Origin of the sequence: Erwinia sp. CGal63 (assembly GCF_037026505.1) — a bacterium.
Classification (GTDB): domain Bacteria; phylum Pseudomonadota; class Gammaproteobacteria; order Enterobacterales; family Enterobacteriaceae; genus Erwinia.
On sequence record NZ_JAKUMN010000001.1, the window covers coordinates 1,285,405 to 1,307,095 of the forward strand.

The 21,691-nt window shown below is 58.1% G+C and carries 24 protein-coding genes and 1 pseudogene; 14 read left to right on the forward strand and 11 right to left on the reverse strand.

Features of this window, described 5'->3' with window-relative positions; genetic code table 11:
• The first annotated feature begins 7 nt into the window (after positions 1–7).
• Positions 8–1,471 (forward strand): dipeptide/tripeptide permease DtpA, encoded by a 1,464-nt coding sequence (gene dtpA / locus MKZ79_RS05795; protein ID WP_336140676.1) that lies wholly within the window; start codon positions 8–10, stop codon positions 1,469–1,471.
• Between the two features lie 163 nt (positions 1,472–1,634).
• Here the strand turns inward: dtpA and MKZ79_RS05800 are convergent, their stop codons facing one another.
• Complete coding sequence (locus MKZ79_RS05800) at positions 1,635–1,883, reverse strand: hypothetical protein (RefSeq protein WP_336140677.1); 249 nt, start codon at positions 1,881–1,883, stop codon at positions 1,635–1,637.
• A gap of 2 nt (positions 1,884–1,885) precedes the next feature.
• Positions 1,886–2,503 (reverse strand): annotated as a pseudogene (locus MKZ79_RS05805) (glutathione S-transferase family protein).
• Between the two features lie 214 nt (positions 2,504–2,717).
• Here MKZ79_RS05805 and gstA point away from each other — a divergent pair.
• Together gstA and MKZ79_RS05815 are read left to right on the forward strand one after the other, a co-directional pair.
• Entirely contained in the window at positions 2,718–3,323 is a 606-nt protein-coding gene (gene gstA / locus MKZ79_RS05810; protein ID WP_336140678.1) for a glutathione transferase GstA, read from the forward strand.
• A 92-nt stretch (positions 3,324–3,415) separates the two neighbouring features.
• Positions 3,416–4,156: a nitroreductase family protein gene (locus MKZ79_RS05815; RefSeq protein WP_336140679.1), complete on the forward strand. Its 741-nt coding sequence runs from the start codon at positions 3,416–3,418 to the stop codon at positions 4,154–4,156.
• 37 nt (positions 4,157–4,193) lie between these two features.
• On the opposite strand, the gene pdxY is transcribed toward MKZ79_RS05815, so the two are convergent.
• The 5 genes from pdxY to anmK form a co-directional block, all read right to left on the reverse strand.
• Positions 4,194–5,054, reverse strand: a complete 861-nt coding sequence (pdxY, locus tag MKZ79_RS05820; protein ID WP_336140680.1) for a pyridoxal kinase PdxY — start codon at positions 5,052–5,054, stop codon at positions 4,194–4,196.
• An 85-nt stretch (positions 5,055–5,139) separates the two neighbouring features.
• Positions 5,140–6,414 carry a tyrosine--tRNA ligase gene (tyrS, locus tag MKZ79_RS05825; RefSeq protein ID WP_336140681.1) on the reverse strand — a complete coding sequence of 425 codons (1,275 nt, stop codon included), beginning with the start codon at positions 6,412–6,414 and terminating at the stop codon, positions 5,140–5,142.
• A 135-nt stretch (positions 6,415–6,549) separates the two neighbouring features.
• Positions 6,550–7,203, reverse strand: coding sequence for a pyridoxamine 5'-phosphate oxidase (gene pdxH / locus MKZ79_RS05830; protein WP_442897128.1), 654 nt, complete (start codon positions 7,201–7,203; stop codon positions 6,550–6,552).
• Between the two features lie 62 nt (positions 7,204–7,265).
• Positions 7,266–7,574 carry an MliC family protein gene (locus MKZ79_RS05835; RefSeq protein ID WP_336140682.1) on the reverse strand — a complete coding sequence of 103 codons (309 nt, stop codon included), beginning with the start codon at positions 7,572–7,574 and terminating at the stop codon, positions 7,266–7,268.
• A 20-nt stretch (positions 7,575–7,594) separates the two neighbouring features.
• Complete coding sequence (gene anmK, locus MKZ79_RS05840) at positions 7,595–8,716, reverse strand: anhydro-N-acetylmuramic acid kinase (RefSeq protein WP_336140683.1); 1,122 nt, start codon at positions 8,714–8,716, stop codon at positions 7,595–7,597.
• A 273-nt stretch (positions 8,717–8,989) separates the two neighbouring features.
• Between anmK and MKZ79_RS05845 the strand changes: the two genes are divergently transcribed.
• Positions 8,990–9,457, forward strand: a complete 468-nt coding sequence (locus MKZ79_RS05845) for a glycine zipper 2TM domain-containing protein (RefSeq protein WP_336140684.1) — start codon at positions 8,990–8,992, stop codon at positions 9,455–9,457.
• A gap of 27 nt (positions 9,458–9,484) precedes the next feature.
• Here the strand turns inward: MKZ79_RS05845 and slyA are convergent, their stop codons facing one another.
• Positions 9,485–9,922 carry a transcriptional regulator SlyA gene (gene slyA / locus MKZ79_RS05850; protein WP_336140685.1) on the reverse strand — a complete coding sequence of 146 codons (438 nt, stop codon included), beginning with the start codon at positions 9,920–9,922 and terminating at the stop codon, positions 9,485–9,487.
• A 150-nt stretch (positions 9,923–10,072) separates the two neighbouring features.
• Between slyA and MKZ79_RS05855 the strand changes: the two genes are divergently transcribed.
• The 4 genes from MKZ79_RS05855 (at position 10,073) to MKZ79_RS05870 (ending at position 13,569) form a co-directional block, all read left to right on the forward strand.
• Positions 10,073–10,312 (forward strand): DUF1656 domain-containing protein, encoded by a 240-nt coding sequence (locus tag MKZ79_RS05855; protein ID WP_442897129.1) that lies wholly within the window; start codon positions 10,073–10,075, stop codon positions 10,310–10,312.
• Positions 10,309–11,166 carry an HlyD family secretion protein gene (locus MKZ79_RS05860; protein WP_336140687.1) on the forward strand — a complete coding sequence of 286 codons (858 nt, stop codon included), beginning with the start codon at positions 10,309–10,311 and terminating at the stop codon, positions 11,164–11,166. The genes MKZ79_RS05855 and MKZ79_RS05860 overlap by 4 nt, the downstream gene beginning before the upstream one ends.
• Positions 11,163–13,166: an FUSC family protein gene (locus tag MKZ79_RS05865; protein ID WP_336140688.1), complete on the forward strand. Its 2,004-nt coding sequence runs from the start codon at positions 11,163–11,165 to the stop codon at positions 13,164–13,166. The genes MKZ79_RS05860 and MKZ79_RS05865 overlap by 4 nt, the downstream gene beginning before the upstream one ends.
• A gap of 70 nt (positions 13,167–13,236) precedes the next feature.
• Entirely contained in the window at positions 13,237–13,569 is a 333-nt protein-coding gene (locus MKZ79_RS05870; protein WP_336140689.1) for a NirD/YgiW/YdeI family stress tolerance protein, read from the forward strand.
• Between the two features lie 34 nt (positions 13,570–13,603).
• On the opposite strand, the gene sodC is transcribed toward MKZ79_RS05870, so the two are convergent.
• Both sodC and MKZ79_RS05880 read right to left on the reverse strand, forming a co-directional pair.
• Entirely contained in the window at positions 13,604–14,122 is a 519-nt protein-coding gene (gene sodC / locus MKZ79_RS05875; protein ID WP_336140690.1) for a superoxide dismutase [Cu-Zn] SodC, read from the reverse strand.
• 77 nt (positions 14,123–14,199) lie between these two features.
• Positions 14,200–14,439 carry a DUF1289 domain-containing protein gene (locus MKZ79_RS05880; RefSeq protein WP_336140691.1) on the reverse strand — a complete coding sequence of 80 codons (240 nt, stop codon included), beginning with the start codon at positions 14,437–14,439 and terminating at the stop codon, positions 14,200–14,202.
• Positions 14,440–14,573: 134 nt separating this feature from the next.
• Here MKZ79_RS05880 and eptA point away from each other — a divergent pair, with 134 nt between their 5' ends.
• From eptA to rnt, 4 genes are all read left to right on the forward strand, one after another.
• The gene (eptA, locus tag MKZ79_RS05885) at positions 14,574–16,244 is read left to right on the forward strand and encodes a phosphoethanolamine transferase EptA (RefSeq protein ID WP_336140692.1); all 1,671 of its coding nucleotides are present in this window, start codon (positions 14,574–14,576) and stop codon (positions 16,242–16,244) included.
• A 52-nt stretch (positions 16,245–16,296) separates the two neighbouring features.
• The gene (locus MKZ79_RS05890) at positions 16,297–17,397 is read left to right on the forward strand and encodes an alkene reductase (protein WP_336140693.1); all 1,101 of its coding nucleotides are present in this window, start codon (positions 16,297–16,299) and stop codon (positions 17,395–17,397) included.
• A gap of 204 nt (positions 17,398–17,601) precedes the next feature.
• Complete coding sequence (gene gloA, locus MKZ79_RS05895) at positions 17,602–18,009, forward strand: lactoylglutathione lyase (RefSeq protein ID WP_336140694.1); 408 nt, start codon at positions 17,602–17,604, stop codon at positions 18,007–18,009.
• A gap of 164 nt (positions 18,010–18,173) precedes the next feature.
• On the forward strand, positions 18,174–18,824 hold the full coding sequence (gene rnt / locus MKZ79_RS05900) for a ribonuclease T (RefSeq protein WP_336140695.1): 651 nt from the start codon (positions 18,174–18,176) through the stop codon (positions 18,822–18,824).
• Positions 18,825–18,892: 68 nt separating this feature from the next.
• On the opposite strand, the gene MKZ79_RS05905 is transcribed toward rnt, so the two are convergent.
• Complete coding sequence (locus tag MKZ79_RS05905) at positions 18,893–19,231, reverse strand: Grx4 family monothiol glutaredoxin (protein WP_125289787.1); 339 nt, start codon at positions 19,229–19,231, stop codon at positions 18,893–18,895.
• Positions 19,232–19,592: 361 nt separating this feature from the next.
• Here MKZ79_RS05905 and MKZ79_RS05910 point away from each other — a divergent pair, with 361 nt between their 5' ends.
• Both MKZ79_RS05910 and purR read left to right on the forward strand, forming a co-directional pair.
• Positions 19,593–20,360: an NlpC/P60 family protein gene (locus MKZ79_RS05910; RefSeq protein ID WP_336141362.1), complete on the forward strand. Its 768-nt coding sequence runs from the start codon at positions 19,593–19,595 to the stop codon at positions 20,358–20,360.
• Positions 20,361–20,665: 305 nt separating this feature from the next.
• Entirely contained in the window at positions 20,666–21,691 is a 1,026-nt protein-coding gene (gene purR, locus MKZ79_RS05915) for an HTH-type transcriptional repressor PurR (protein WP_336140696.1), read from the forward strand.

Here is a 21,691-nt window from a genome sequence, read left to right on the forward strand (position 1 = left end):
GGTATCCGTGTCAACTGCAAACAAACAACCCGAGACCACCAGTCTCAACGCTTTTAAACAGCCCCGATCTTTTTATCTGATTTTCTCGATTGAGCTCTGGGAACGCTTCGGCTACTACGGCCTGCAGGGCATCATGGCGGTCTATCTTGTCAAGATGCTGGGCATGTCCGAAGAGCAATCCATTACGCTGTTTGCCTCGTTCAGTGCGCTGGTTTACGGTTTGATCGCCGTCGGCGGCTGGCTGGGCGACAAGGTGCTGGGCACCAAGCGCGTGATCGTGCTCGGCACGCTGGTGCTGGCGCTGGGCTACGCGCTGGTGGCCTGGTCAGGTCACGACGTCGCGATGGTCTATATCGGCATGGCGACCATCGCCGTGGGTAACGGCCTGTTTAAGGCGAACCCCTCCTCGCTGCTCTCAACCTGCTACGAAAAAGACGATCCTCGTCTGGACGGCGCTTTCACCATGTATTACATGGCGATTAATATCGGCTCCTTCTTCTCGATGCTGGCTACGCCGTGGCTGGCCGCGCACTATGGCTGGAGCGTTGCCTTTTCGCTCTCGTTCGTGGGGATGCTGATTACGCTGGTCAACTTTATGTTCTGCCGCAAGTGGGTGAAAGATCACGGTTCCAAACCTGACTTTCAGCCGCTGCATATGGGCAAACTGCTGGCGACGCTGGTAGGTATCGCGGTGCTGGTCGTGGTGGCGACCTGGATGCTGCACAACCAGGATATCGCGCGGCTGCTGCTGGGCGTAGTGGCAGTAGGCATCGTGGTGCTGTTCGCTAAAGAGACTTTCGCACTACAGGGCGCGGCGCGTCGCAAGATGATGGTCGCCTTTCTGCTGATGGTGGAAGCGATTGTGTTCTTCGTGCTCTATATGCAGATGCCAACCTCACTGAACTTTTTTGCTATCCGCAACGTTGAGCACAGCATCCTGGGCCTGACTTTCCAGCCGGAACAGTATCAGGCGCTGAACCCGTTCTGGATCATGATTTTCAGCCCGCTGCTGGCGGCGATCTATAACAAGATGGGCGACCGTCTGCCGATGCCGCACAAGTTCGCGCTGGGTATGGTGCTCTGCTCTGTCGCCTTCCTGGTGCTGCCGCTGGGCGCGAAGTTCGCTAACGAGCTGGGCATCGTTTCCGTGAGCTGGCTGATCCTGAGCTACGCGCTGCAGAGCGTGGGCGAGCTGATGATCTCTGGCCTGGGTCTGGCGATGGTGGCGCAGCTGGTGCCTCAGCGCCTGATGGGCTTTATCATGGGCTCCTGGTTCCTGACCACCGCCGGCGCGGCGATGGTCGCGGGTAAAGTGGCGAACATGATGGCGGTACCGGAAAACATCACCGATCCGCTGCAGTCGCTGCACGTTTACGGCGACGTTTTCCTGCAGATCGGTATCGTCACCGGCGTGATTGCGGTGCTGATGATGCTGACCGCGCCTAAGCTGAACCGTATGACTCAGGATTAACCTGACAAGCTGACTAAAAAAGGGTGACGCGACGTCACCCTTTTTTTATTGATGGCGAGCGTGAAAGGCGCATACTCCACCGCCAGTCCGGCAGCGGGCAGCAGATGGCCCGAGATGTTGTAGCGATTGCCGGCGTAATCGACAATCTTTCACTTTCCCTGCTTCAGTTTGATAAATCGCGGCGGCCCGCCGCGATGCGCAAATGCGTTTCGTCTGTCGCCTGCACAAAGCCCTGCGCGCCCTGCAACAGGGCCGCGACCGGAAAGCCGTCAGCATCGGCCACGTTAAAGTAAAACTGGCTCAGTCCGGCATAAAACAGGCGATGCTGCTGCGGCATCGCCGTATAGGTTGCCGCAGCCGACGGCGCAAACCCCGCTTTTCGCTGCGCCATAAGTTCGCCGTGGTGAAACATAATTACGCCTCCGGCGGATGCGGCAAGGCGGGCAAAGCGATAAAGCCCGGCAGCGAGGCGACGTTCTGCAGCCACTGACGAATCGCGGGATAGTCGCGCAGTGAGATACCGCCTTCCGGCGCGCAGGCAACGTAAGCGTAACAGGCCAGATCGGCAAGCGTGGCATCGCTGCCAACCAGCCATTTTCTGCCGTGCAGATGCGTCTCCATCTGCGGCAGGAATTTGCGCGCCGTAGCCAGCGCCGCCTCATAATTTTCCGGCGTGTTGAACTGTTTAATCAGTCGTGCTGAGGCGACGCCGTAGCGGATTTCGCCCGCTGCCTTGCCGAGCCACTGCTGCACCTGCGCCTGAAGATAGAGATCCTGAGGCAACTACTGGCTGTCGGGCGCGTAGCGTTTAGTCAGCCAGATCAGGATCGCGATGCTATCGCCGATCACCCGGTCGCCGTCCACCAGCACCGGCACCTGACCCAGCGGGTTCAGCGCCAGAAATTCGGCGCTTTTTCTGACCTCGGCGTCCGCCTCTTTCCACTCTGCCGAAAGGTTGAGCATTGACAGCAGCAGCCGGACGCGGTGTGCGTGGCCAGAAAGTTCCGTACCGTAAAGCGTTAATGAAGTCATCAGCGTTCTCCTGTGGGTTTACGCCAGCATACTCTTGCTGAAAACAGCGTAAACGGGCAAAAATAACAATTCATACCCTGAACTCGCCTGTTTCCGTCAGGATTTATTGCGCCAGGATAAAAAAGCGGCGGATTTGCGTACGCGCAGGCGCTGACTTTTTAACCAGACGCCGCTAAGCTGAAATATTATTTGCCTTCGAGTCTGGGAGAACGCCATGAAACTGTTTTTTAAACCCGGCGCCTGTTCGCTTTCGCCGCATATCGTCATGCTGGAAACGGGTCTGGATTTTACGCTGGTGAGGGTCGATACCGCCGCCGGCCTTACGGAACAGCAGGAGGATTATCGTCAGATCAACCCTAAAGGCAAAGTGCCCGCGCTACAGTTTGACGACGGCACCGTGCTGACCGAAGGCGTGGCGATTGTGCAGTACCTGGCCGACCAGAAGCCCGATCGCCAGCTGCTGGCGCCGCTCAATACGCTGGCGCGCTACCAGACGCTCGCCTGGCTGAACTATATCTCGGCGGAGCTGCATAAAAGCTTTTCGCCGCTGTTTGGCGACGCCGCGCCTAAGGCGTACAAAACGGCTTTACGCCAGCAGATCGTGGAAAAGCTGGCCTGGGTCGACAGCGAGCTGCACGATAACCAGTGGCTGCTGGGCCTGCACTTTACGGTGGCTGACGCGTATCTGTTTACCGTTATGCGCTGGGCTAAGTCGCTTCAGCTGGACATCCACAGTTTTGCCTCGCTGGAAGCCTGGTTTCAGCGGGTCGCGGCGCGGCCGCACGTCGCGGCGGCCCTGGCGGCAGAGGGACTCAGCTAAGATGCACACGCCTCCTGACCGTTCAGCGCATAAGGTGTTAAACCGCCGTTTGGCGATCCCTTATACTCAGCGGCTTACTATCAGGAGGCACTATGAGTTCTGTTATTGATATTCTTACCGCTCATAAAAGCGAACGCAGCTTTACCGATCGTCCGATTGACGATGCTATTATCGATCGCCTGGTCGAGGTCGCTTATCGTGCGCCGACCTCGGTCAACTCACAGCAGGTTTCGCTGGTGATTACCCGCAGCGCCGCAGCGCGTCAGCAGATCTCGGAAATCGCCGGCGGCCAGCCGTGGATCGCCAAAGCCCCGCTGTTTATCACCTTTGTGCTGGATATGCATAAAAGCCAGCAGGCGATGGCGGCGATTGATAAAGAGCAGATCGCGCAGCAAAGTATCGAGAGCGTGGTTTCCGGCGCCACCGATGTCGGCATCGCGCTGGGTGCGGTGATGGCTGCCGCGCGCGCTGAAGGTCTGGGCATTGTCCCCATCGGCGGCATCCGTCGCGATCCGCAGGCGATGATCGATCTGCTGAAGCTGCCAGAGCTGACCTTCCCGGTCGCCGGGCTGACTATTGGCTATGTCGATGAGCATGCGCACCAGAAACCGCGTCTGCCGATCGGCACTTTCCGTCACGAAGAGGCCTACAGCTCAGCTGGCCTGCAGGAAAACATCGCGGCTTATAATCAGGAGATGGTGCAGCACTGGCAGGCTATCGGCCGTGAGGACGGCGAAAGCTGGAGCGACAGCGTGTCCGGCTATTACGAAAATATCTACTTCCCGGACGTGCTGCCTGCGCTGCTTAAGCAGGGTTTCGGCAAGGATAAGTAATGCTGGCGCCGGGCTGGTTCTCAGCCCGGCGCAGTGATTAAAGTTTTACCGCGTCAAAGTGCTGTTGCGGGCTGGCGATACGATCCTGCGCCGCCACCAGCTGCAGCTCATACTCGCCCATCTCGTGGGTTTTCAGCATCACTTCGTACACTGCCGCCGTAATATGCTCCAGCGCTGCCTTCAGCGACATACCGTGCAGCAGATCCACCAGCAGCAGCCCGCTGGTCAGGTCGCCTGCGCCTACCGGCTGACGCACGCCGAAATCCACCAGCGGACGGCTGATATGCCAGGCTTCCTCCGCCGTCACCAGCAGCATTTCAAAACGATCGCTGCGCTGGCCGGCGCGCGCCAGATGCTTAACCAGCACAATTTTCGGCCCTTTAGCGATCAGCTCGCGCGCGGTAGCGATGGCCTGCTCTACGCTGCTGACCTCATGGCCGCTTAACAGTTCCAGCTCCAGCAGATTCGGCGCGATGATATCGCTGGCCGGCAGCGCGCTGCTGGCGTGAAACTCCGCCACGCCTGGCGCGACGATGCAGCCTTTCTCAGGATGGCCCATTACCGGATCGCAGAAGTACCAGGCGTTGGGATTGGCCGCTTTCACCTGGCGAACGATCTCCAGGATCTGCTCGCCCTGCTCTGCCGAACCCAGATAGCCGCTCAGCACCGCGTCGCAGGTTTTCAGGCGGTCGATGGCCGCAATACCGCTGACGATATCGGTCAGATGGCTGGCCGGCATCACCACGCCCGTCCACTGACCGTACTGGGTGTGATTGGAGAACTGCACGGTGTTGAGAGGCCAAACGTTTGCGCCCATGCGACGCATCGGAAATTCAGCGGCGCTGTTGCCGGCATGACCGAAAACGGTGTGCGACTGAACGGAGAGAATGTTTTTCATGAAGACCTTGCCGGAACAAAAGAGATGAGCTGTAAAGGCGTCCGCGCGCGCTGGCGCGGATCGCCTGTTTTACCTGACGGGAGCGTTATTTCCAGACAACCAGGCAGTAGTTCTTTTTACCGCGACGCAGCAGCGTAAAGCGGCCGAACAGGCGGTCTTCCGCGGTGAAAGCGTACTCCGCGCTGAGCTGCGCTTCGCCGTTGATGCTGACCGCTTTCGATTCAATCAGTTTGCGTGCCTGGCCGCGCGACGGCGCCAGATCGCCATCTACCATCGCCTGCTGCAGATCCTGACCCTGCTCCAGCTCAACAAACGGCATGCCGTCCTGCGCCAGCTGTTCGAAGTCCGCCTCGGTCATTTCGGTCAGGCTGCCGGAGAACAGGCTTTTGGTAATACGCTGCGCGGCGGTCAGCCCTTCTTCGCCGTGTACCAGCCTGGTGACCTGCTCCGCCAGCACATACTGCGCGCGAGGCGCTTTGCCGCTGTTCTTGTCCTCTTCTTCCAGCGCATTGATCTCTTCAATGCTCATAAAGGTGAAGAACTTCAGGAAGCGGTATACGTCGGCGTCCGCCGTATTGATCCAGAACTGGTAGAATTTGTACGGGCTGGTTTTCTTTGCGTCCAGCCAGACCGCGCCGCCTTCGGTTTTGCCGAACTTGGTGCCGTCGGATTTGGTGATCAGCGGTACGGTCAGGCCGAACACCTGATTCTGATGCAGACGACGGGTCAGATCGATACCGGAGGTGATGTTACCCCACTGATCGGAGCCGCCAATCTGCAGCGCCACGCCGTAGCGCTCGTTCAGACAGGCGAAGTCGTAGCCCTGCAGCAGGTTGTAGGAGAACTCGGTAAATGAGATGCCCTGATCGTCGCGGTTCAGGCGCTGCTTCACCGCTTCCTTGTTGATCATCTGATTCACGGAGAAGTGCTTGCCGATATCGCGCAGGAAGGTCAGCACGTTCATGCCGCCAAACCAGTCATAGTTGTTGGCCGCCACGGCGCTGTTGTCGCCGCAGTCGAAATTCAGGAAAGGCGCGACCTGACCGCGGATCTTTTCCACCCACTCGTTAACGGTCTCTTCAGTGTTCAGCTTGCGCTCGGCTGCTTTAAAGCTCGGATCGCCGATCAGACCGGTTGCCCCGCCTACCAGCGCCACTGGACGATGTCCAGCATCCTGGAAGCGCTTCAGGCAGAGAAGCGGGACCAGATGGCCCAAATGCAAGCTGTCCGCGGTCGGATCGAAGCCGCAATAGAGCGCGATTGGCCCTTGCGCCAGCCGCTCTGCTAACGCTTCCTCATCCGTTACCTGGGCGACCAGGCCACGCTCTTGCAATTGTTTAATCAGGTTACTGCTGCCCATCTGTGACTCCGTGTAAAAAAAGTCTGCACCTTTGCTGGTACACAGCTATCCGCCGGTTAGCGGATGAAAAAAAGGGGTATAGAATAAAGCGCCGGCGTGCTCTGTGCCAGCGCTTAACGGGATTATTTCGCGCGATCAGGGAGCCAGGCGGTCGATTTTCCACGCGTCGTTGTCGCGCTGGTAAAAAAAGCGGTCGTGCAGGCGATGCTCGCCGCCCTGCCAGAACTCCATAGAGTCGATAACGATGCGATAGCCGCCCCAAAAACTCGGCAGCGGCACCTCGCCCTGCTGGAATTTTTGCTTCAGCTCCAGAAACTTGCTCTCCAGCACGCCGCGCGCCGAGATGCGGCTCGACTGTTTTGATACCCATGCGCCGATCTGGCTTTCGCGCGGACGACTGTGAAAATATTTTACCACGTCGATCATCGACAGTTTTTCAACGCGACCCAGCACCATGACCTGGCGCTCCAGCATATGCCAGGGAAACAGCAGGCTGATACGCGGATTTTTCTCCAGATGATGCGCTTTACGGCTGCCCAGGTTGGTGTAGAACACCATGCCGCGCGCGTCAAAATGCTTCAGCAGCACAATACGCTGGTAGGGCTGACCCTGCTCGTCTACCGTCGCCACGCTCATTGCGGTGGAATCGGGCAGCTGCGCGGCGACCGCCTGACCAAGCCACTGTTCAAACAGCGCCAGCGGATCCGCTGGCAGATCCTTGCGGCGCAGGCCGCCACGGGTATATTCACGGCGCAGATGCGCAATCTGCTGCAGGCTGTCGTCATTCATGATGGGTTTTCCGCTGTCAGAGTTGAGGCATTGTGCGCCTCATCATAATCAATTTCAATGAGTTAAGGCTTTTCCAGCCGACAGTCGTTGATGATGAGTTTGCCGTTGCGCTCAATAAATGCCTCATCGCCTTTCGACCAGAAAACATAGTGTTGGTCAGCGTAGCGCGTGCCGGATGCGGCAGGCTGCTGTTCCAGCGTCAGCGGGTTGCCGTCCAGAATAAGGTTAACCTGCTGGCGCTGGCGATCAAGCTGTACCGTCAGCGGCAGCGTGCCGCAGCGGTAATGCAGCATGCTGATCTTTTCGGGCTGAGAATGCTGGCAGCCGCTCAGCCACAGCGAGGCAAAAACTAGTGCGAGAAGTTTTTTCATCAAGGCTCCGTTTTAGTTGATTAGCGGTAGCGCTGAATATTGGCGGGAAAAATCGCGCCCAGCACCGAGGCTTCGCGCGCGCCGGTAACCGAAGGTAGATTGCCCGGCTGGGAGGAGAGCGTGCGGTATGCCAGCCAGGCGAACGCCAGTGCCTCCATGTCGTCGCCGCTGATGCCGGCTTCGTCAGTGGCATTGATTTCGGTACCTGCCAGCAGCGCCTTCAGCCGCGCCATCAGCTGCGGGTTTTTACCGCCGCCGCCGCAGACCAGCAGCCGCTCGCAGCCGCCGCTGAGCATTACCTGCTGCGCGATGGTGGCGGCGGTCAGTTCAACCAGCGTGGCCTGCACGTCCTGCGGCGCCAGGCCGGGAAAGTTAACCAGCTGCTGATCGATCCAGGCCAGATTGAAATATTCTCTGCCGGTAGACTTGGGCGCGGGCAGCGCGAACCAGGGATCCGCCAACATCTGCTGCAGCAGCGGCCAGATAACCTGGCCGCCGCCGCCCCACTCGCCATTTTTATCGTAAGGCTGTCGCCGGTGGCGCCAGATCCATGCGTCCAGCAGCATATTGCCCGGCCCGGTATCGTAGCCACCGACCGGCTGGCCCGGCAACAGCAGCGAGAGGTTAGCGATGCCGCCGATATTCAGCACCATGCGCCGTTCTTCCGGATGCATCAGGATCGCCTGGTGAAAAGCGGGCACCAGCGGCGCGCCCTGGCCGCCCAGCGCCATATCGCGACGGCGAAAATCGCCGACCACGGTAATACCGGTCAGCGCCGCAATCTGATTATTGTCGCCGATTTGTAGCGTATTGGGCGCTTCGCCCAGCGGTTCGTGCCAGACGGTCTGCCCGTGACAGCCGATAGCGGCGATATCCTCTTTTTCCAGTCCTTCACGTTGGATCAGCACCTGCACCGCTTCGGCAAACAGTCGCCCCAACCGCGTGTCCAGCTGACCCAGTTGAGAAAGCGTCAGCGGCTGTCCCTGGCTCACCGCCAGAATGGCCTGACGCAGCGCCAGCGGCATGGGATGACAGTAGCTGGCCTGCTGCGCCACCATCTGCTGGTCGATAGCGGCCAGTACCACATCCACGCCGTCCAGGCTGGTGCCCGACATTACGCCTATATAGCGTCCCGATCTCATCAAAGTCCCTTACCCGCAGTGGGAGTGTCAAAATGGCCTACAGCGTCGCAAAAACAGTGCGGCAATTCTATGATTAACTGTGCATTTTTACATGATGAAAGACTTTTTATCTCGCTTAGTGCACAGGGATTGATTCCAGGTTTAGTCGCGCCAGGCTATGCTTAAAACAATTTTTTGGCGTAATCAGACAACAGGCATTGCCTGTACCATATAATTAGGTTATTGGTTGCTGCGCAATTGACTGCAGCACATGGAAAAATAAGGAGTTTGATAATGTTGAAGCGCGTAATGATCGTAGCACTGGCCGGCGTAACCTTAGCGGGCTGCTCCAATACCAGTACGCTTTCTGGCGACGTATACAGCGCCTCGGAAGCCAAGCAGGTGCAGAGCGTGACTTATGGCACGCTGGTAGGCGTGAAGCCGGTGCAAATCCAGGCTGGCGATGATGAGAACATTATCGGCGCGCTTGGCGGCGCAGTGCTGGGTGGCTTCCTGGGGAACACCGTCGGCGGCGGTTCTGGCCGCAGCCTGGCGACGGCGGCAGGCGCGATTGCCGGCGGCCTGGCCGGTCAGGGCGTACAGGGCACGATGAATAAAACTCAGGGCGTGCAGCTGGAGATCCGTAAGGATGACGGCAGCACCATTATGGTGGTGCAGAAACAGGGCAACAGCCAGTTTGCGGTGGGGCAACGCGTTGCGATGGCGTCCAACGGCAGTCAAATCACCGTATCACCTCGCTAAAAAAGGAACCGGCATCCGCCGGTTCCTTTACTCATCCCGGTTCTGCAGCGCCAGGATGTTCTTTTCCAGTTTTGCAATCAGCGTCACCAGCTTATCGACCTCCTGCTGCGAGATGCCCGCCAGAATATCATCCCGCGTGGCGTCAATCACATGTTCGACTTCGCGGATAATCGGCGCGGCCTCTTCGGTCAGCTTGATACGCTTGGCGCGACGGTCGCTGGCGCAGGTAGTGCGGGTGATCAGCCCTTTCTCCTCCAGCTGATCCAGCGTACGAACCAGAGAAGGTTGCTCGATACCGATCGCTTTCGCCAGCTGAATCTGAGACTGCTCCGGCGGCAGCTGATGGATATTGTGCAGCGTGACCCAGTGCGTCTGCGTCAGCTCCAGCGGTTTCAGGCGCTGATCGATCAGCGATCGCCAGATGCGCACTAATCTTGCGAGGTCCGTTCCTAATGGGGTATCCAATTTCCTCTCCTTAATAATTAGCATGCTAGCTATCAAGCCATCTTCCAGGCTATTCTGCGAGTTTATGGGCCATATTACAAATCTCATTCACCTTAAGCGTAACGCCTGGTCGCTGCTATGCTGTGATGAAGGTAACAAGGAGTGCTTTTAGTGAACAATGCTTTTACCGCAGCGCTGTCGCCGCTAACCGATCTGGTTTTTGGCGCCTCGCTCTTTTTTCCGCCGCTGTTTAAAGCCGTGCTGGCGGGGTTTTTCCTCTGGCTGCTGATCCATCCGCTGCTGCGCGGCTGGATCTATTCCGGCGAGATCTGGCATCCCACCTTACTCGACCTTTCTCTGTTTATCCTTTGCGTCAGCGCGTCGCTGTGGCTGCTTATGGCATTCGTATGAAATTCAGCTCATTTAAATATTTTTCAACGCTACTCTTCTTCGCCGCCGCGCTTTGCGCGGGCTGGTGGCTGTGGAACTTCTATATGCAGGCGCCGTGGACGCGAGACGGCAAGGTTCGCGCCGAGCTGGTCAATATCACGCCGCAGGTGTCCGGGCGAATTGAGACGCTGCTGGTAAAAGATAACCAGTTTGTCGCCAAAGGCGCGCCGCTGATGACGCTGGATGCGGAACCTTACCGCATCGCGGTGCTGAACGCTGAATCGCAGCTGGCGAAGGCGCAGGCCGATCTACAGAAGGCGCAGCATGAGTCGGGACGACGCCAGAGTCTGCCGCGCAACGTGATTTCCGCCGAGGATCTGGACGCGGCGGAACTGAATGCCAAATCGCTGGCGGCGGCGGCCAAAGCGGCGCAGGCGCAGCTGGATCAGGCGCGCTGGAATCTGTCCCAGACACAGATCGCCGCGCCGACCGACGGCTGGATCAGCAACCTGACGGTGCGGCCAGGCAATTATGCCACCAGCGGCACGCCGCTGTTCGCGCTGGTCGACAGCCGCTCGTTCTATGTAATGGGCTATTTCGAAGAGACTAAGCTGCGCCATATCCGGCCCGGCTATAAGGCCAGGGTACGCCTCTACAGCGACAATCGCGTGCTGCAGGGCGAAGTGGAAAGTATTGGCCGCGCCATCTATGACCAGAGCGTGGAGAGCGACAGCTCGCTGATCCCCGATATTAAACCCAACGTGCCCTGGGTGCGCCTTGCGCAGCGCGTGCCGGTACGTATCCGCTTAACCTCAGTGCCTGAAGATTTGCCGCTGGTAGCGGGCACGACCTGCACTATCTCCATCACGCCATGAACCTGCAGTGGCTGGAGTGGCAAAATCTGCCCTGGGTGAAAGCGACCGGCGGCCAGTGGCGCTACGCCTTGCGCAACGCTATCGCCATGTGTCTGGCGCTAAGTCTCGCCTACGCGCTGGCGCTGGACGAACCCTATTGGGCGATGACCTCCGCCGCCGTGGTCAGCTTTCCCACCGTCGGCGGCGTGATCAGCAAGAGCCTGGGCAGGATTGCGGGCAGCCTGCTCGGCGCGGGCGCGGCGCTGCTGATCGCCGGACACACGCTGAACGAGCCGTGGCTATTTGCGCTGGCCATCGCCAGCTGGCTGGCGCTCTGCACCTGGATTCAGAATCACTATCAGAATAACGTCGCCTACGCCTTTTCGCTGGCTGGCTATACCGTCGCCATCATCGTTTTCTCCACGGTCAACGTTACTGAAATCAACGATCTCTGGGAGATTACCCAGGCGCGCGTCTGCGAGGTCATCACCGGCATTTTGTGCGGCGGCCTGATGATGATGATCCTGCCCAGCACCTCAGACGGGGACACGCTGATCACCTCGCTGAAGGAGATGCATACGCGCCTGCTCGATCACGGTCGGCTGCTGTTACAGCGTGAGAGCACCGATAACGTGCGTAGCGCCCACGAGAACGTCATTGGCCAGATCCTGACCCTGAACCTGTTGCGGATTCAGGCCTTCTGGAGCCATTACCGCTTCCGTCGCCAGAACAACGTGCTGAACTACGTGCTGCATCAGCAGCTGCGCCTGACCAGCGTCATCTCCAGCCTGCGGCGAATGCTGCTCAACTGGCCCGACGCGCCGGACAGACTGTATAACGTAGTGCGGCAGCTGCTCGACGAGCTTGAGCGCGGCGACAGCGATAAATATCGTCTGGCGCGCCTGCTGGCAGATGCGGCGCCGCAGCGGTCAGACGATTACCGCTACCAGGCTTTCTGGCACCGCCTGCGCTATTTCTGCTGGCTTTATCTGAATATCAGCCGCTGGCTGCGGCTGTTTGAGCAGGCCGACGCCGACGCGCGCCTTACTCCGCCCGCCGTTCCGGCGCTGGCGCGACGCAGCGACAGTGCCGAAGCCAGCTGGAGCGCGCTGCGTACCTTCAGCGTCATTATTCTGGGTTGCGCATTTACTCTCGCCACGCAGTGGGATTCCGGCGCGGCGGCGCTGACGCTGGCCGCCATCAGCTGCGTGCTCTATTCGTCTGTGCCTTCGCCGGTCAGCAGCGTCTCGCTGCTGCTGAAAACCCTGCTGCTGCTTTCGGTGTTCAGCTTTATTATCAAGTTCGGCCTGATGGTGCAGGTCAGCGTGCTGTGGCAGTTTCTGCTCTTTCTTTTCCCGTTATTGATCACCCTGCAGCTTTTTAAGGTGCAGCAAAAGAAACGCGCGGCGCTGTGGGGTCAGCTGATTGTCTTCGGCGGATCTTTTCTCGCCGTCACCAATCCGCCCACTTACGATTACCAAAGCTTCCTTAACGACAATATCGCCAAAGTGTGTGGCGTGCTGCTGGCATGGCTGGCCTTTCTTATTCTGCGTCCCGGTTCAGACAAGCTGCGCAGTCGACGCCATATTCGGGCCCTGCGGCAGGAATTTCTCGATCAGCTCAGCCGCAGGCCGCGGCTGAGTCAGAGCCGCTTTGAGTCACTGATCTATCACCGTATCCACCAGCTCAACGCCAGCCGTGACGAACCGGCGCGGCTCTGGCTGCTGCGCTGGGGCGTGGTGCTGCTGAACTGCTCGCATATCGTCTGGCAGCTGCGCGACTGGCAAAGCGATTCGCCCGCGCTGCTGGCAATGCGCGAGGCCATGCTGAAAAATCTTCATCGTATTATCAGCGGTAAAGGCGTGCAGCAGCGCGCGCTGGAGGAAACGCTGACGGAACTGCAGGAGAGCGTAGCGACGCTGGCGGCAGGAGGGAGCCAAAACGAAATCGAACTGGCCGGCATCGCGTGGCGGCTTTTCTGTTCGCTTTCACAGTTGCAACAGGCGCCCGCTTCTGCATAACACTATATTCACTAAGGTTAATCATTTATACTCGGCAACGCTCACAGGAAGTCTTAATCTCAAGGAATTCATGATGAAAAAAATCCTGGCTACCGCCCTTCTGCTGGCCTGTTCTTTACCGCTCTCTGCGCTTGCCGCAACCAAAACCGTTACCGTTAAAGAGGCGAAAACGCTGCGTGACGATACGCGCGTCGTATTGACGGGCAAGATTGTTAGCCGCGCTGGCGATGACGACCATTACTGGCTGCAGGACAGTACGGGGAAAATACGTATCGATGTCGACGATGACGACTGGGAAGATAACCATGTGGCGATCGGCAAAAAGGTGCGCGTGGTGGGCGACGTGGATAAAAACGACAGACGTACTGAAATCGAGGTCGATCATATTCGCGTAGTACACTAAAAAAATGCCGCCGTCGCTATCGGCGGCGATTTCACTAAATAACGCCGCAGGCTAAACGTCCGCCACCGCCGCCCAGCGGCGCAGGATGATCGGCGTGGTTGTCGCCGCCCGCGTGTACCATCAGCGCTTTGCCTTTGATCGCCGAAAGCTTCTTGATGCGCGGCGCCAGCACCGGATAAGTGGCCGTGCCGTCAGCGCCGACATAGAGCGCTGGCAGATCGCCCAGATGCCCATCCTGCCACGGCCCCAGATGCTTGCCGCTATTTTGCGGATCGAGATGGCCGCCCGCCGCGCCCGCCGCTACGGCTTTGCCGTCGGTGGTTTTCGGTTCACAGCTACCATTGGCATGCACGTGGAAACCATGTACGCCCGGCGGCAACGCCTTGAGCTCTGGCGTAAAGGTCAAGCCATAGGCCGTCTCGGCGATCGTCACCTGACCAATGCTTTCTCCGGCGCCCTCCGGCGAGGCAAGTTTCAGTTCGACCTTCTCGCTGGCAGCCTGCGCCAGGCCACAAAAGGCCAGCGATACCATTAGCAAATTCATACGTCTCATTACACTTCCTCACATTTTGCAGCGGAAGCTATAAGCCTGGCCGCAATTTCAGGAAGTGCATAATAATCCGCGGAAAACTAGAATAGCGAAGGTTGCTCTGGCTCTTCCGGCGCGGCGGATTTAGCGGCGCGCTGCTGCCTTTGCCAGCGCAGACGACAGAGCCGCAGCACCTCGCGCTTTTGCGCATCGCTGAACTTCATCCAGTTGAAACGCTCGTCGCGACTGCGCAGGCAGCCGCGGCAGTAGCCGCGCTCGTCGCTCTGGCAGATTCCCCGGCATGGGCTGGGGACGGGAAAAAACTCTAATTGTTCAGCCAACGTCGCTCCTTATGCAGGGAAAAGTGAATTGGGTAATATTAATGTTAGTCTCTTTGGATTGTTGAGTATCGGTTAAAGTTTCAAATCGTTAACAGGGCTATGCTGATTGCTCTGTTTATCTTTGACTAACCGCCATGAAGCTGACCGCCCTGCGCTGCAACGAAATCGCCTTTAACTTTTATGCCGCGCTCTTTTTCACTTTCGTTCTTAACGCCGTGTTTCTGTTTCACGCCTGGAAGATAATCCCCTATGTGTCGGGCAAAGATTATCTTTTCGCCGCCACGCTGCCGCTGGTACTTTTCTGCGCCTTTCTGTTTATTTTCAGCGTCACCGCGCTGCCGTGGATAAGAAAACCGCTGCTGACGGCGCTGGTGGTGGTCAGCGCTGCAGCCAACTACTTTATCTACAGCTTCGGCACCGTAATCGACAGCAATATGATACAGAACGTGTTTGAAACCGATCTGCAGGAGGCCAGGGCGCTGTTTAGCCTGCGTTACGCGCTCTGGCTGACGCTGTGCGGTATTCTGCCCGCGCTGCTCATCGGGCTGGTGACCATCAATAGTAAATGTCCGTGGTGGATGAACCTGGCTTTTCGTACCAGCTCCGCGCTTGCCGCCCTGCTGGTTGTTCTGCTGGTGGCCGCGCTTTTCTACAAGGATTACGCTTCGCTGGTACGCAATAACAAAGGGCTGATTAAGATGGTTACGCCTGCGAACGTTATCAGCGGTCTCGGGCACTATGCGAACGACCGCTGGTTCGCCGGCGATCGGTCGCTGATTGCCATCGGTCAGGACGCGCATAAAGGCCCGCAGATGCTGGCGGAGAAGAAAAAAACGCTGGTGGTCTTTGTGCTGGGCGAAACCGCCCGCGCGGAGAACTTCTCTCTCGGCGGCTATGCGCACAACACCAATCCGCAACTGGCGCAGGATGACGTTATCTATTACCCGCACGCCACCTCCTGCGGCACCGAAACCGCAATTTCCGTGCCCTGTATGTTCTCCAATATGCCGCGCGAGCACTATGACGCCAGCCTCGCGCATCATCAGGAAGGGCTTCTGGACGTGATGGCGCACGCGGGCGTCAGCGTGCTGTGGCGGGAAAACGACGGCGGCTGTAAAGGCGCCTGCGACCGCGTACCGCACACGGATATGACGAAGTGGCAGCTGAACAACTTGTGCCAGCAAGGCTCCTGCCTGGACGACGTGCTGCTCTGGCGGCTGGATCGCTATCTTGACGGCATAAAAAACGACACGGTGATCGTCCTGCATCAGATGGGCAGCCACGGCCCGGCTTACTATCGGCGCTATCCGGCCGACCAGCGCGCTTTTACGCCGACCTGCGACAGCAATCAGATTCAGGACTGCGCCAGCCAGGCGCTGGTCAATACCTACGACAACTCTATTGTCTATACGGATGCCATGCTGGATCGCACCCTCAGCCTGCTGAAAAACTACAGCGATCGCTTTAACGTCGCGCTGGTTTATCTTTCCGACCACGGCGAATCGCTGGGTGAACACGGCATCTATTTGCATGGCGCACCCTATATGCTGGCGCCCACGCAGCAAACGCATATTCCTTTTCTGCTGTGGCTTTCAGAAGGCTATGCCAGCAGCTTTGGCATCGATCGGCACTGTTTGCAGCGGCAGGCCAGCCGCGAGGCCGTGTCGCAGGATAATCTTTTTCATACGCTGCTGGGGATGATGAACGTGCAAACGGCAGAGTATCAGCCAGCGCTGGATATGATCCGATCGTGCCGTACGATTACGGATAACCGCGCTTTCTCTACTACGCTCATCACTCATTGACTATTACGGCTGGCCGGCGTTATCCCGACAGCCGGTTAACAAGGAGCGACTGATGGAGCTGAAAAAACTTTTTTCCCCGCTAAAAATCGGCGCGGTGGTAGCGCCTAACCGTATCTTTATGGCGCCGCTGACGCGCCTGCGCAGCATTGATCCAGGCGATATTCCCACGCCATTAATGGGCGACTATTATCGCCAGCGCGCCAGCGCCGGTCTGGTCATTACCGAAGCCACGCAGATCTCTTTTCAGGCCAAAGGCTACGCGGGCGCGCCGGGCCTGCACACCGCCGCGCAGATCGCCGCCTGGAAAGCCATTAACGCGGGCATTCATCAGCAAGGCGGCCACAGCGCGGTACAGCTATGGCATACCGGCCGCATCTCCCACAGCAGCCTGCAGCCCGACGGCAAAGCGCCCGTTTCGGCTTCGGCGATCAATGCCGACACCCGCACTTCCCTGCGCGACGAACAGGGCCGAACCATTCGCGAAGCGACCTCAACGCCACGCGAGCTTCGCGAAGATGAGATCGACGATGTTATTAACGATTTTCGCCAGGCGGTGATCAACGCGCGCGAAGCGGATTTCGATCTGGTGGAGCTGCATTCAGCGCACGGCTATCTGCTGCACCAGTTTATTTCGCCCGCCTCTAACCAGCGCACCGATGCCTACGGCGGCAGCGTGGAAAAGCGTACCCGTTTCGCGCTGGAGGTGGTCGACGCGGCTATCGACGGCTGGCATGCCGACAGGATCGGCATCCGCATTTCGCCGCTTGGCCCTTTTAACGGTCTGGACAATGGTGAAGATCAGGAAGAGGCGGCGCTCTACTATATTGGCGAGCTGGCGAAGCGCAATCTGGCCTACCTGCACATCTCTGAACCGGACTGGGCGGGCGGCAAACCTTATAGCGACGCTTTTCGTCGGGCGATCCGCGCGGCTTATCCCGGCGTGATCGTAGGCGCCGGCGGTTATACTGCCGAAAAAGCGGAGGCGCTGATTGAGCAAGGGCTGATCGACGCCGTGGCTTTTGGCCGCGATTTTATCGCCAATCCGGATCTGGTAGAGCGCCTGCGGCAGAACGCGCCGCTGAACGAGCAGCGTCCGGAGCTCTTTTACGGCGGCGGCGCGGAAGGCTATACGGACTATCCTACGCTGGACTAGCCTGCGGCTTTTCTCGCCACCCGGCGCTTAACAACAGGATAGAGCACGCATTTCCTGGTTTTCGCCGGGTCAGAGCTGCTATTCTGTTGCGCTGATTTTTCGGTTTTAACGCCGTATGCCGCCGCAAAGGCCTGCCGTTCCGGTAACGGCAGCGAATTCCGGCTATGCTTGTTATCCGATGATAACGCTTGATAAGAGGATGTTATGCGCTTACTTCACACCATGCTGCGCGTTGGCGATCTGCAACGCTCCGTTGATTTTTACACCAAAGTGCTGGGCATGCGCCTGCTGCGCACCAGCGAGAACACCGAGTATAAATATACGCTGGCTTTCGTGGGCTACACCGAAGAGAGCGAAGGCGCGGTGATTGAGCTGACCTACAACTGGGGCGTCGATAAATATGAGCTGGGCGACGCCTATGGCCATATCGCGCTGGGCGTGGACGATGTCGCCGCTACCTGCGACCGCATCCGCAACGCGGGCGGCAACGTTACCCGCGAAGCTGGCCCGGTTAAAGGCGGCACTACCGTGATCGCTTTTGTGGAAGATCCGGACGGTTATAAAATCGAGCTGATCGAAAACAAACATGCAGGCCACGGCCTGGGCGCGTAACGCGCGCTGAAACTCAGGCGTCCGGTTCAGGCCGCGGCGTCCTGCGTTTAGCTGTTCAACCCTGTGAAGGCGCCACTGCGGCGCCTTTCTTTCGCCTTTCCCCTGCTGCAACCCATGCCGAAATTTGCCATACTATGCGCTCAATTTTCGCCTGTGAGATCCTGATGTCCGAATCGAACGAACTTAACGCCCTCAGCAGCCGTTTTCGCGGTTTTTATCCGGTAGTGATCGATGTTGAAACCGCAGGTTTTGACGCTAAAACCAATGCCTTGTTGGAAATAGCCGCGGTCACGCTGAAAATGACCGACGACGGCTGGCTGGAGAAGGACGAAACGCTACATTTTCACGTTGAGCCGTTCGAAGGTTCCGTTCTGCAACCCGAAGCGCTGGCCTTTAACGGCATCGATCCCGCCAATCCGCTACGCGGCGCGGTCAGCGAATATGAAGCGCTGCACGCCATCTTTAAAGCCGTACGCAAAGGCATTAAGGATCAGGGCTGCAATCGCGCCGTGATGGTGGCCCATAACGCCACTTTCGACCTCAATTTTATGAACGCCGCGGCGGAACGCGCCGGACTGAAGCGTAATCCTTTCCACCCTTTTGTGACTTTTGACACCGCCGCGCTGAGCGGACTGGTGCTGGGACAAACGGTGCTGGCCAAAGCCTGTACCGCCGCCGGTATGCCGTTTGACAGCACTCAGGCGCATTCGGCGCTCTATGATACCGTGCAAACTGCCGATCTGTTCTGCGAGCTGGTTAATCGCTGGAAACGGCTGGGCGGCTGGCCGCTGCCGCAAACGGCGAACGCCGAATAAAAAAACGGGCCTGACGCTCTGTCAGGCCCGATCGTTTTAAAATCCTGCCGCTTGCTTGCCGCGCGCTGTTATTCCGCCGCGTCGGAAGGATATTTCTGCGCGGTTTCCTTGATCAGCTGCTGCAGTTCGCCAGCCTGGAACATCTGGATAATGATGTCGCAGCCGCCGACCAGCTCGCCGTCCACCCACAGCTGCGGGAAGGTTGGCCAGTTGGCATATTTTGGCAGTTCGGCACGAATTTCCGGATTCTGCAGGATATCGACATAGGCAAAACGCTCGCCACAGGCGGAGAGCGCCTGCACGGCCTGCGCCGAAAAGCCGCAGCTTGGCAGTTTCGGGGAGCCTTTCATATACAGCAGGATCGGGTTCTCTGCGATCTGGCGCTCAATTTTCTCAATAGTGCTCATAAATGCCTTCCTCAATCGGCTACTTCGTGTCTGTATAGTGTAGCGAGTCTGCGCGCGCGATGAAAATGGCATTTTCAGCCGCCGCAAGGCCGCTACGTTTTGGAAACAGAACGTTAAAATACCATTTCCCGCTCGCTCACGCTGCGTTAACTGCAAAAAATCGCGGCAAAATTGCGCAGATAAGCGGTTGAACAGCCTGAATTTTACAGCTTTTACCGCTTCGCGAGGATTGAAACAAAAAAGGCCTTACTTTTTAGTAAAGAGTTCGTTTAGAATTGACCTAACCGACTGCCCAGGCGCAGATCTCCTGATTAAGCCATGCTCTTGCCTCTGGCGGGAGCACAAACTGTTAATGGTAAAGATGCGTTTACTCATCACGCTGCTGATGCTGGCTTTTGCCCAGCTGTTTATCTCTATGGCGCACGCATCGCCACACGCCGCCGTTAAGGCGGATCATCATAAGGCAGACAGCGTTACGCCTGCCCGCGAAAGCGATCGCCGCAAGCGCCGACCGATTAAAACCACCGCCCGCAAAGTAAAAGAAACCCGTCAGCCCGTTGTTAAAAAATATAAGTTGCGCAAAAAAGAGCAGCACGCCGTCGCCGCGCTACCGCCGAAGAAACGCTACGGTCGTCATCGCTTGCGCAACGAGGAGGCGGAAGCCCTGACCAGCGGCTCGGCCACCTCGCCGCTCAGGCTCAGCAAAGCGCACCGCGCGCGCTATCAAAAAGCCCGCGAAACCGCGATGAATAAACTGATGGATCAGCTGGGCAAGCCCTATCTGTGGGGCGGCACTTCGCCTAAAACCGGTTTCGACTGCAGCGGCCTGGTCTGGTACGCCTATAAGGATTTGGTTAAATTTAAAATCCCTCGTACCGCCAACGAGATGTACCATCTCAGAGACGCGGCCTCTGTTAAACGCAACGAGCTGGAGAAAGGCGATCTGGTCTTCTTCCGCATTAACGGTCGCGGCGCGGCGGATCACGTTGGCGTCTATCTGGGCAACGGCAAATTTATCCAGTCGCCGCGCACCGGCAAGGATATTCAGGTCAGCGCGCTGACGGAGGATTACTGGGAGCAGCACTATGTCGGCGCCCGTCGGGTCATGACGCCGAAAACAATCCGCTAGCCTGCTGTACTCCGGCCGGTATCGTCGCAGACGAACCGGCCTTTTCACCGCAAATTTCCACCGGCCGGCCTAAAATTCTCGTTTTTTGCGCCTGCTCTTGTTAGAATCCACGATCTGTTGCGCAACGGGCCTGTTTGTCGCTATCGCCTCCTTCCAGGCCGGTTTCGCATTCTGTTTACTCCCTTCTGATGTAACCATTCCGCAACAAAATATGCGCAATTTATATCAGGAGCGCTGGAATTCCAGGCAAACGTTTAACAAACCGCTTTTCAGTGACTTACTGAACAGCGCAGGAGTCTTTTTTCATGGCAACCATCAAAGATGTGGCCAAACGCGCCGGCGTGTCCACCACGACCGTGTCCCACGTCATTAATAAAACCCGCTTTGTCGCTGAAGAGACGCGGGAAGCCGTCTGGGCAGCGATTAAAGCGCTGCACTATTCCCCCAGCGCCGTGGCCCGCAGCCTGAAGGTCAATAACACCAAAACTATCGGCCTGCTGGCGACCTCCAGCGAAGCGCCCTACTTCGCTGAAATTATCGAGGCGGTGGAGCATAGCTGCTTCGCTAAGGGCTACACGCTTATCCTGGGCAACGCGCATAACGAGCTGGAAAAGCAAAAAGCCTATCTGTCGATGATGGCGCAGAAGCGCGTCGACGGCCTGTTGGTGATGTGTGCCGAATACCCGGACGAGCTGATCACCATGCTGGAAGAACACCGCAATATTCCGATGGTGGTCATGGACTGGGGCGAATCGCGCGGCGACTTTACCGATACCATTCTGGATAACGCTTTTGAAGGCGGCTATCTGGCGGGCCGCTATCTGATCGATCGCGGCCACCGCGATATTGGTGTGATCCCCGGCCACATGGAACGCAATACGGGCGGCGGCCGCCATGCCGGTTTCCTGAAGGCGCTGGCGGAAGCGGGCATTACTCTGCGCGACGAATGGCTGGTACAGGGCGATTTCGAACCGGAGTCGGGCTATCGCGCCATGCAGCAGCTGCTGACGCAAAAGCAGCGGCCTACCGCGGTTTTCTGCGGCGGCGACGTGATGGCGATGGGCGCGATTTGCGCAGCGGATGAAATGGGCCTGCGCGTGCCGCAGGATATTTCGGTGATCGGGTATGATAACGTGCGCAACTCGCGCTACTTCACGCCTGCGCTGACTACCGTGCATCAGCCAAAAGAGCGCCTGGGCGCGACGGCGTTCAATATGCTGCTCGATCGCATCACCAGCAAGCGCGAAGAGCCGCAGACCATTGAAGTGCACCCTACGCTGATTGAGCGCCGTTCCGTTGCGGATGGCCCTTTCCTCGACTATCGTCGCTAG

Excerpts from the sequence above, each read along its gene's own strand:
- MKZ79_RS05860 (WP_336140687.1), top strand. The coding sequence starts at position 10,309 with ATGAAATTCAGCTCATTTAAATATTTTTCAACGCTACTCTTCTTCGCC.
- MKZ79_RS05865 (WP_336140688.1), top strand. The coding sequence starts at position 11,163 with ATGAACCTGCAGTGGCTGGAGTGGCAAAATCTGCCCTGGGTGAAAGCG.
- pdxH (WP_442897128.1), bottom strand. The coding sequence starts at position 7,203 with ATGAATGACGACAGCCTGCAGCAGATTGCGCATCTGCGCCGTGAATAT.
- MKZ79_RS05905 (WP_125289787.1), bottom strand. The coding sequence starts at position 19,231 with ATGAGCACTATTGAGAAAATTGAGCGCCAGATCGCAGAGAACCCGATC.
- MKZ79_RS05835 (WP_336140682.1), bottom strand. The coding sequence starts at position 7,574 with ATGAAAAAACTTCTCGCACTAGTTTTTGCCTCGCTGTGGCTGAGCGGC.
- MKZ79_RS05910 (WP_336141362.1), top strand. The coding sequence starts at position 19,593 with ATGCGTTTACTCATCACGCTGCTGATGCTGGCTTTTGCCCAGCTGTTT.
- MKZ79_RS05870 (WP_336140689.1), top strand. The coding sequence starts at position 13,237 with ATGATGAAAAAAATCCTGGCTACCGCCCTTCTGCTGGCCTGTTCTTTA.
- gloA (WP_336140694.1), top strand. The coding sequence starts at position 17,602 with ATGCGCTTACTTCACACCATGCTGCGCGTTGGCGATCTGCAACGCTCC.
- MKZ79_RS05815 (WP_336140679.1), top strand. The coding sequence starts at position 3,416 with ATGAGTTCTGTTATTGATATTCTTACCGCTCATAAAAGCGAACGCAGC.
- tyrS (WP_336140681.1), bottom strand. The coding sequence starts at position 6,414 with ATGGGCAGCAGTAACCTGATTAAACAATTGCAAGAGCGTGGCCTGGTC.
- sodC (WP_336140690.1), bottom strand. The coding sequence starts at position 14,122 with ATGAGACGTATGAATTTGCTAATGGTATCGCTGGCCTTTTGTGGCCTG.
- gstA (WP_336140678.1), top strand. The coding sequence starts at position 2,718 with ATGAAACTGTTTTTTAAACCCGGCGCCTGTTCGCTTTCGCCGCATATC.
- eptA (WP_336140692.1), top strand. The coding sequence starts at position 14,574 with ATGAAGCTGACCGCCCTGCGCTGCAACGAAATCGCCTTTAACTTTTAT.
- MKZ79_RS05800 (WP_336140677.1), bottom strand. The coding sequence starts at position 1,883 with ATGTTTCACCACGGCGAACTTATGGCGCAGCGAAAAGCGGGGTTTGCG.
- rnt (WP_336140695.1), top strand. The coding sequence starts at position 18,174 with ATGTCCGAATCGAACGAACTTAACGCCCTCAGCAGCCGTTTTCGCGGT.
- MKZ79_RS05845 (WP_336140684.1), top strand. The coding sequence starts at position 8,990 with ATGTTGAAGCGCGTAATGATCGTAGCACTGGCCGGCGTAACCTTAGCG.
- anmK (WP_336140683.1), bottom strand. The coding sequence starts at position 8,716 with ATGAGATCGGGACGCTATATAGGCGTAATGTCGGGCACCAGCCTGGAC.
- MKZ79_RS05890 (WP_336140693.1), top strand. The coding sequence starts at position 16,297 with ATGGAGCTGAAAAAACTTTTTTCCCCGCTAAAAATCGGCGCGGTGGTA.
- pdxY (WP_336140680.1), bottom strand. The coding sequence starts at position 5,054 with ATGAAAAACATTCTCTCCGTTCAGTCGCACACCGTTTTCGGTCATGCC.
- purR (WP_336140696.1), top strand. The coding sequence starts at position 20,666 with ATGGCAACCATCAAAGATGTGGCCAAACGCGCCGGCGTGTCCACCACG.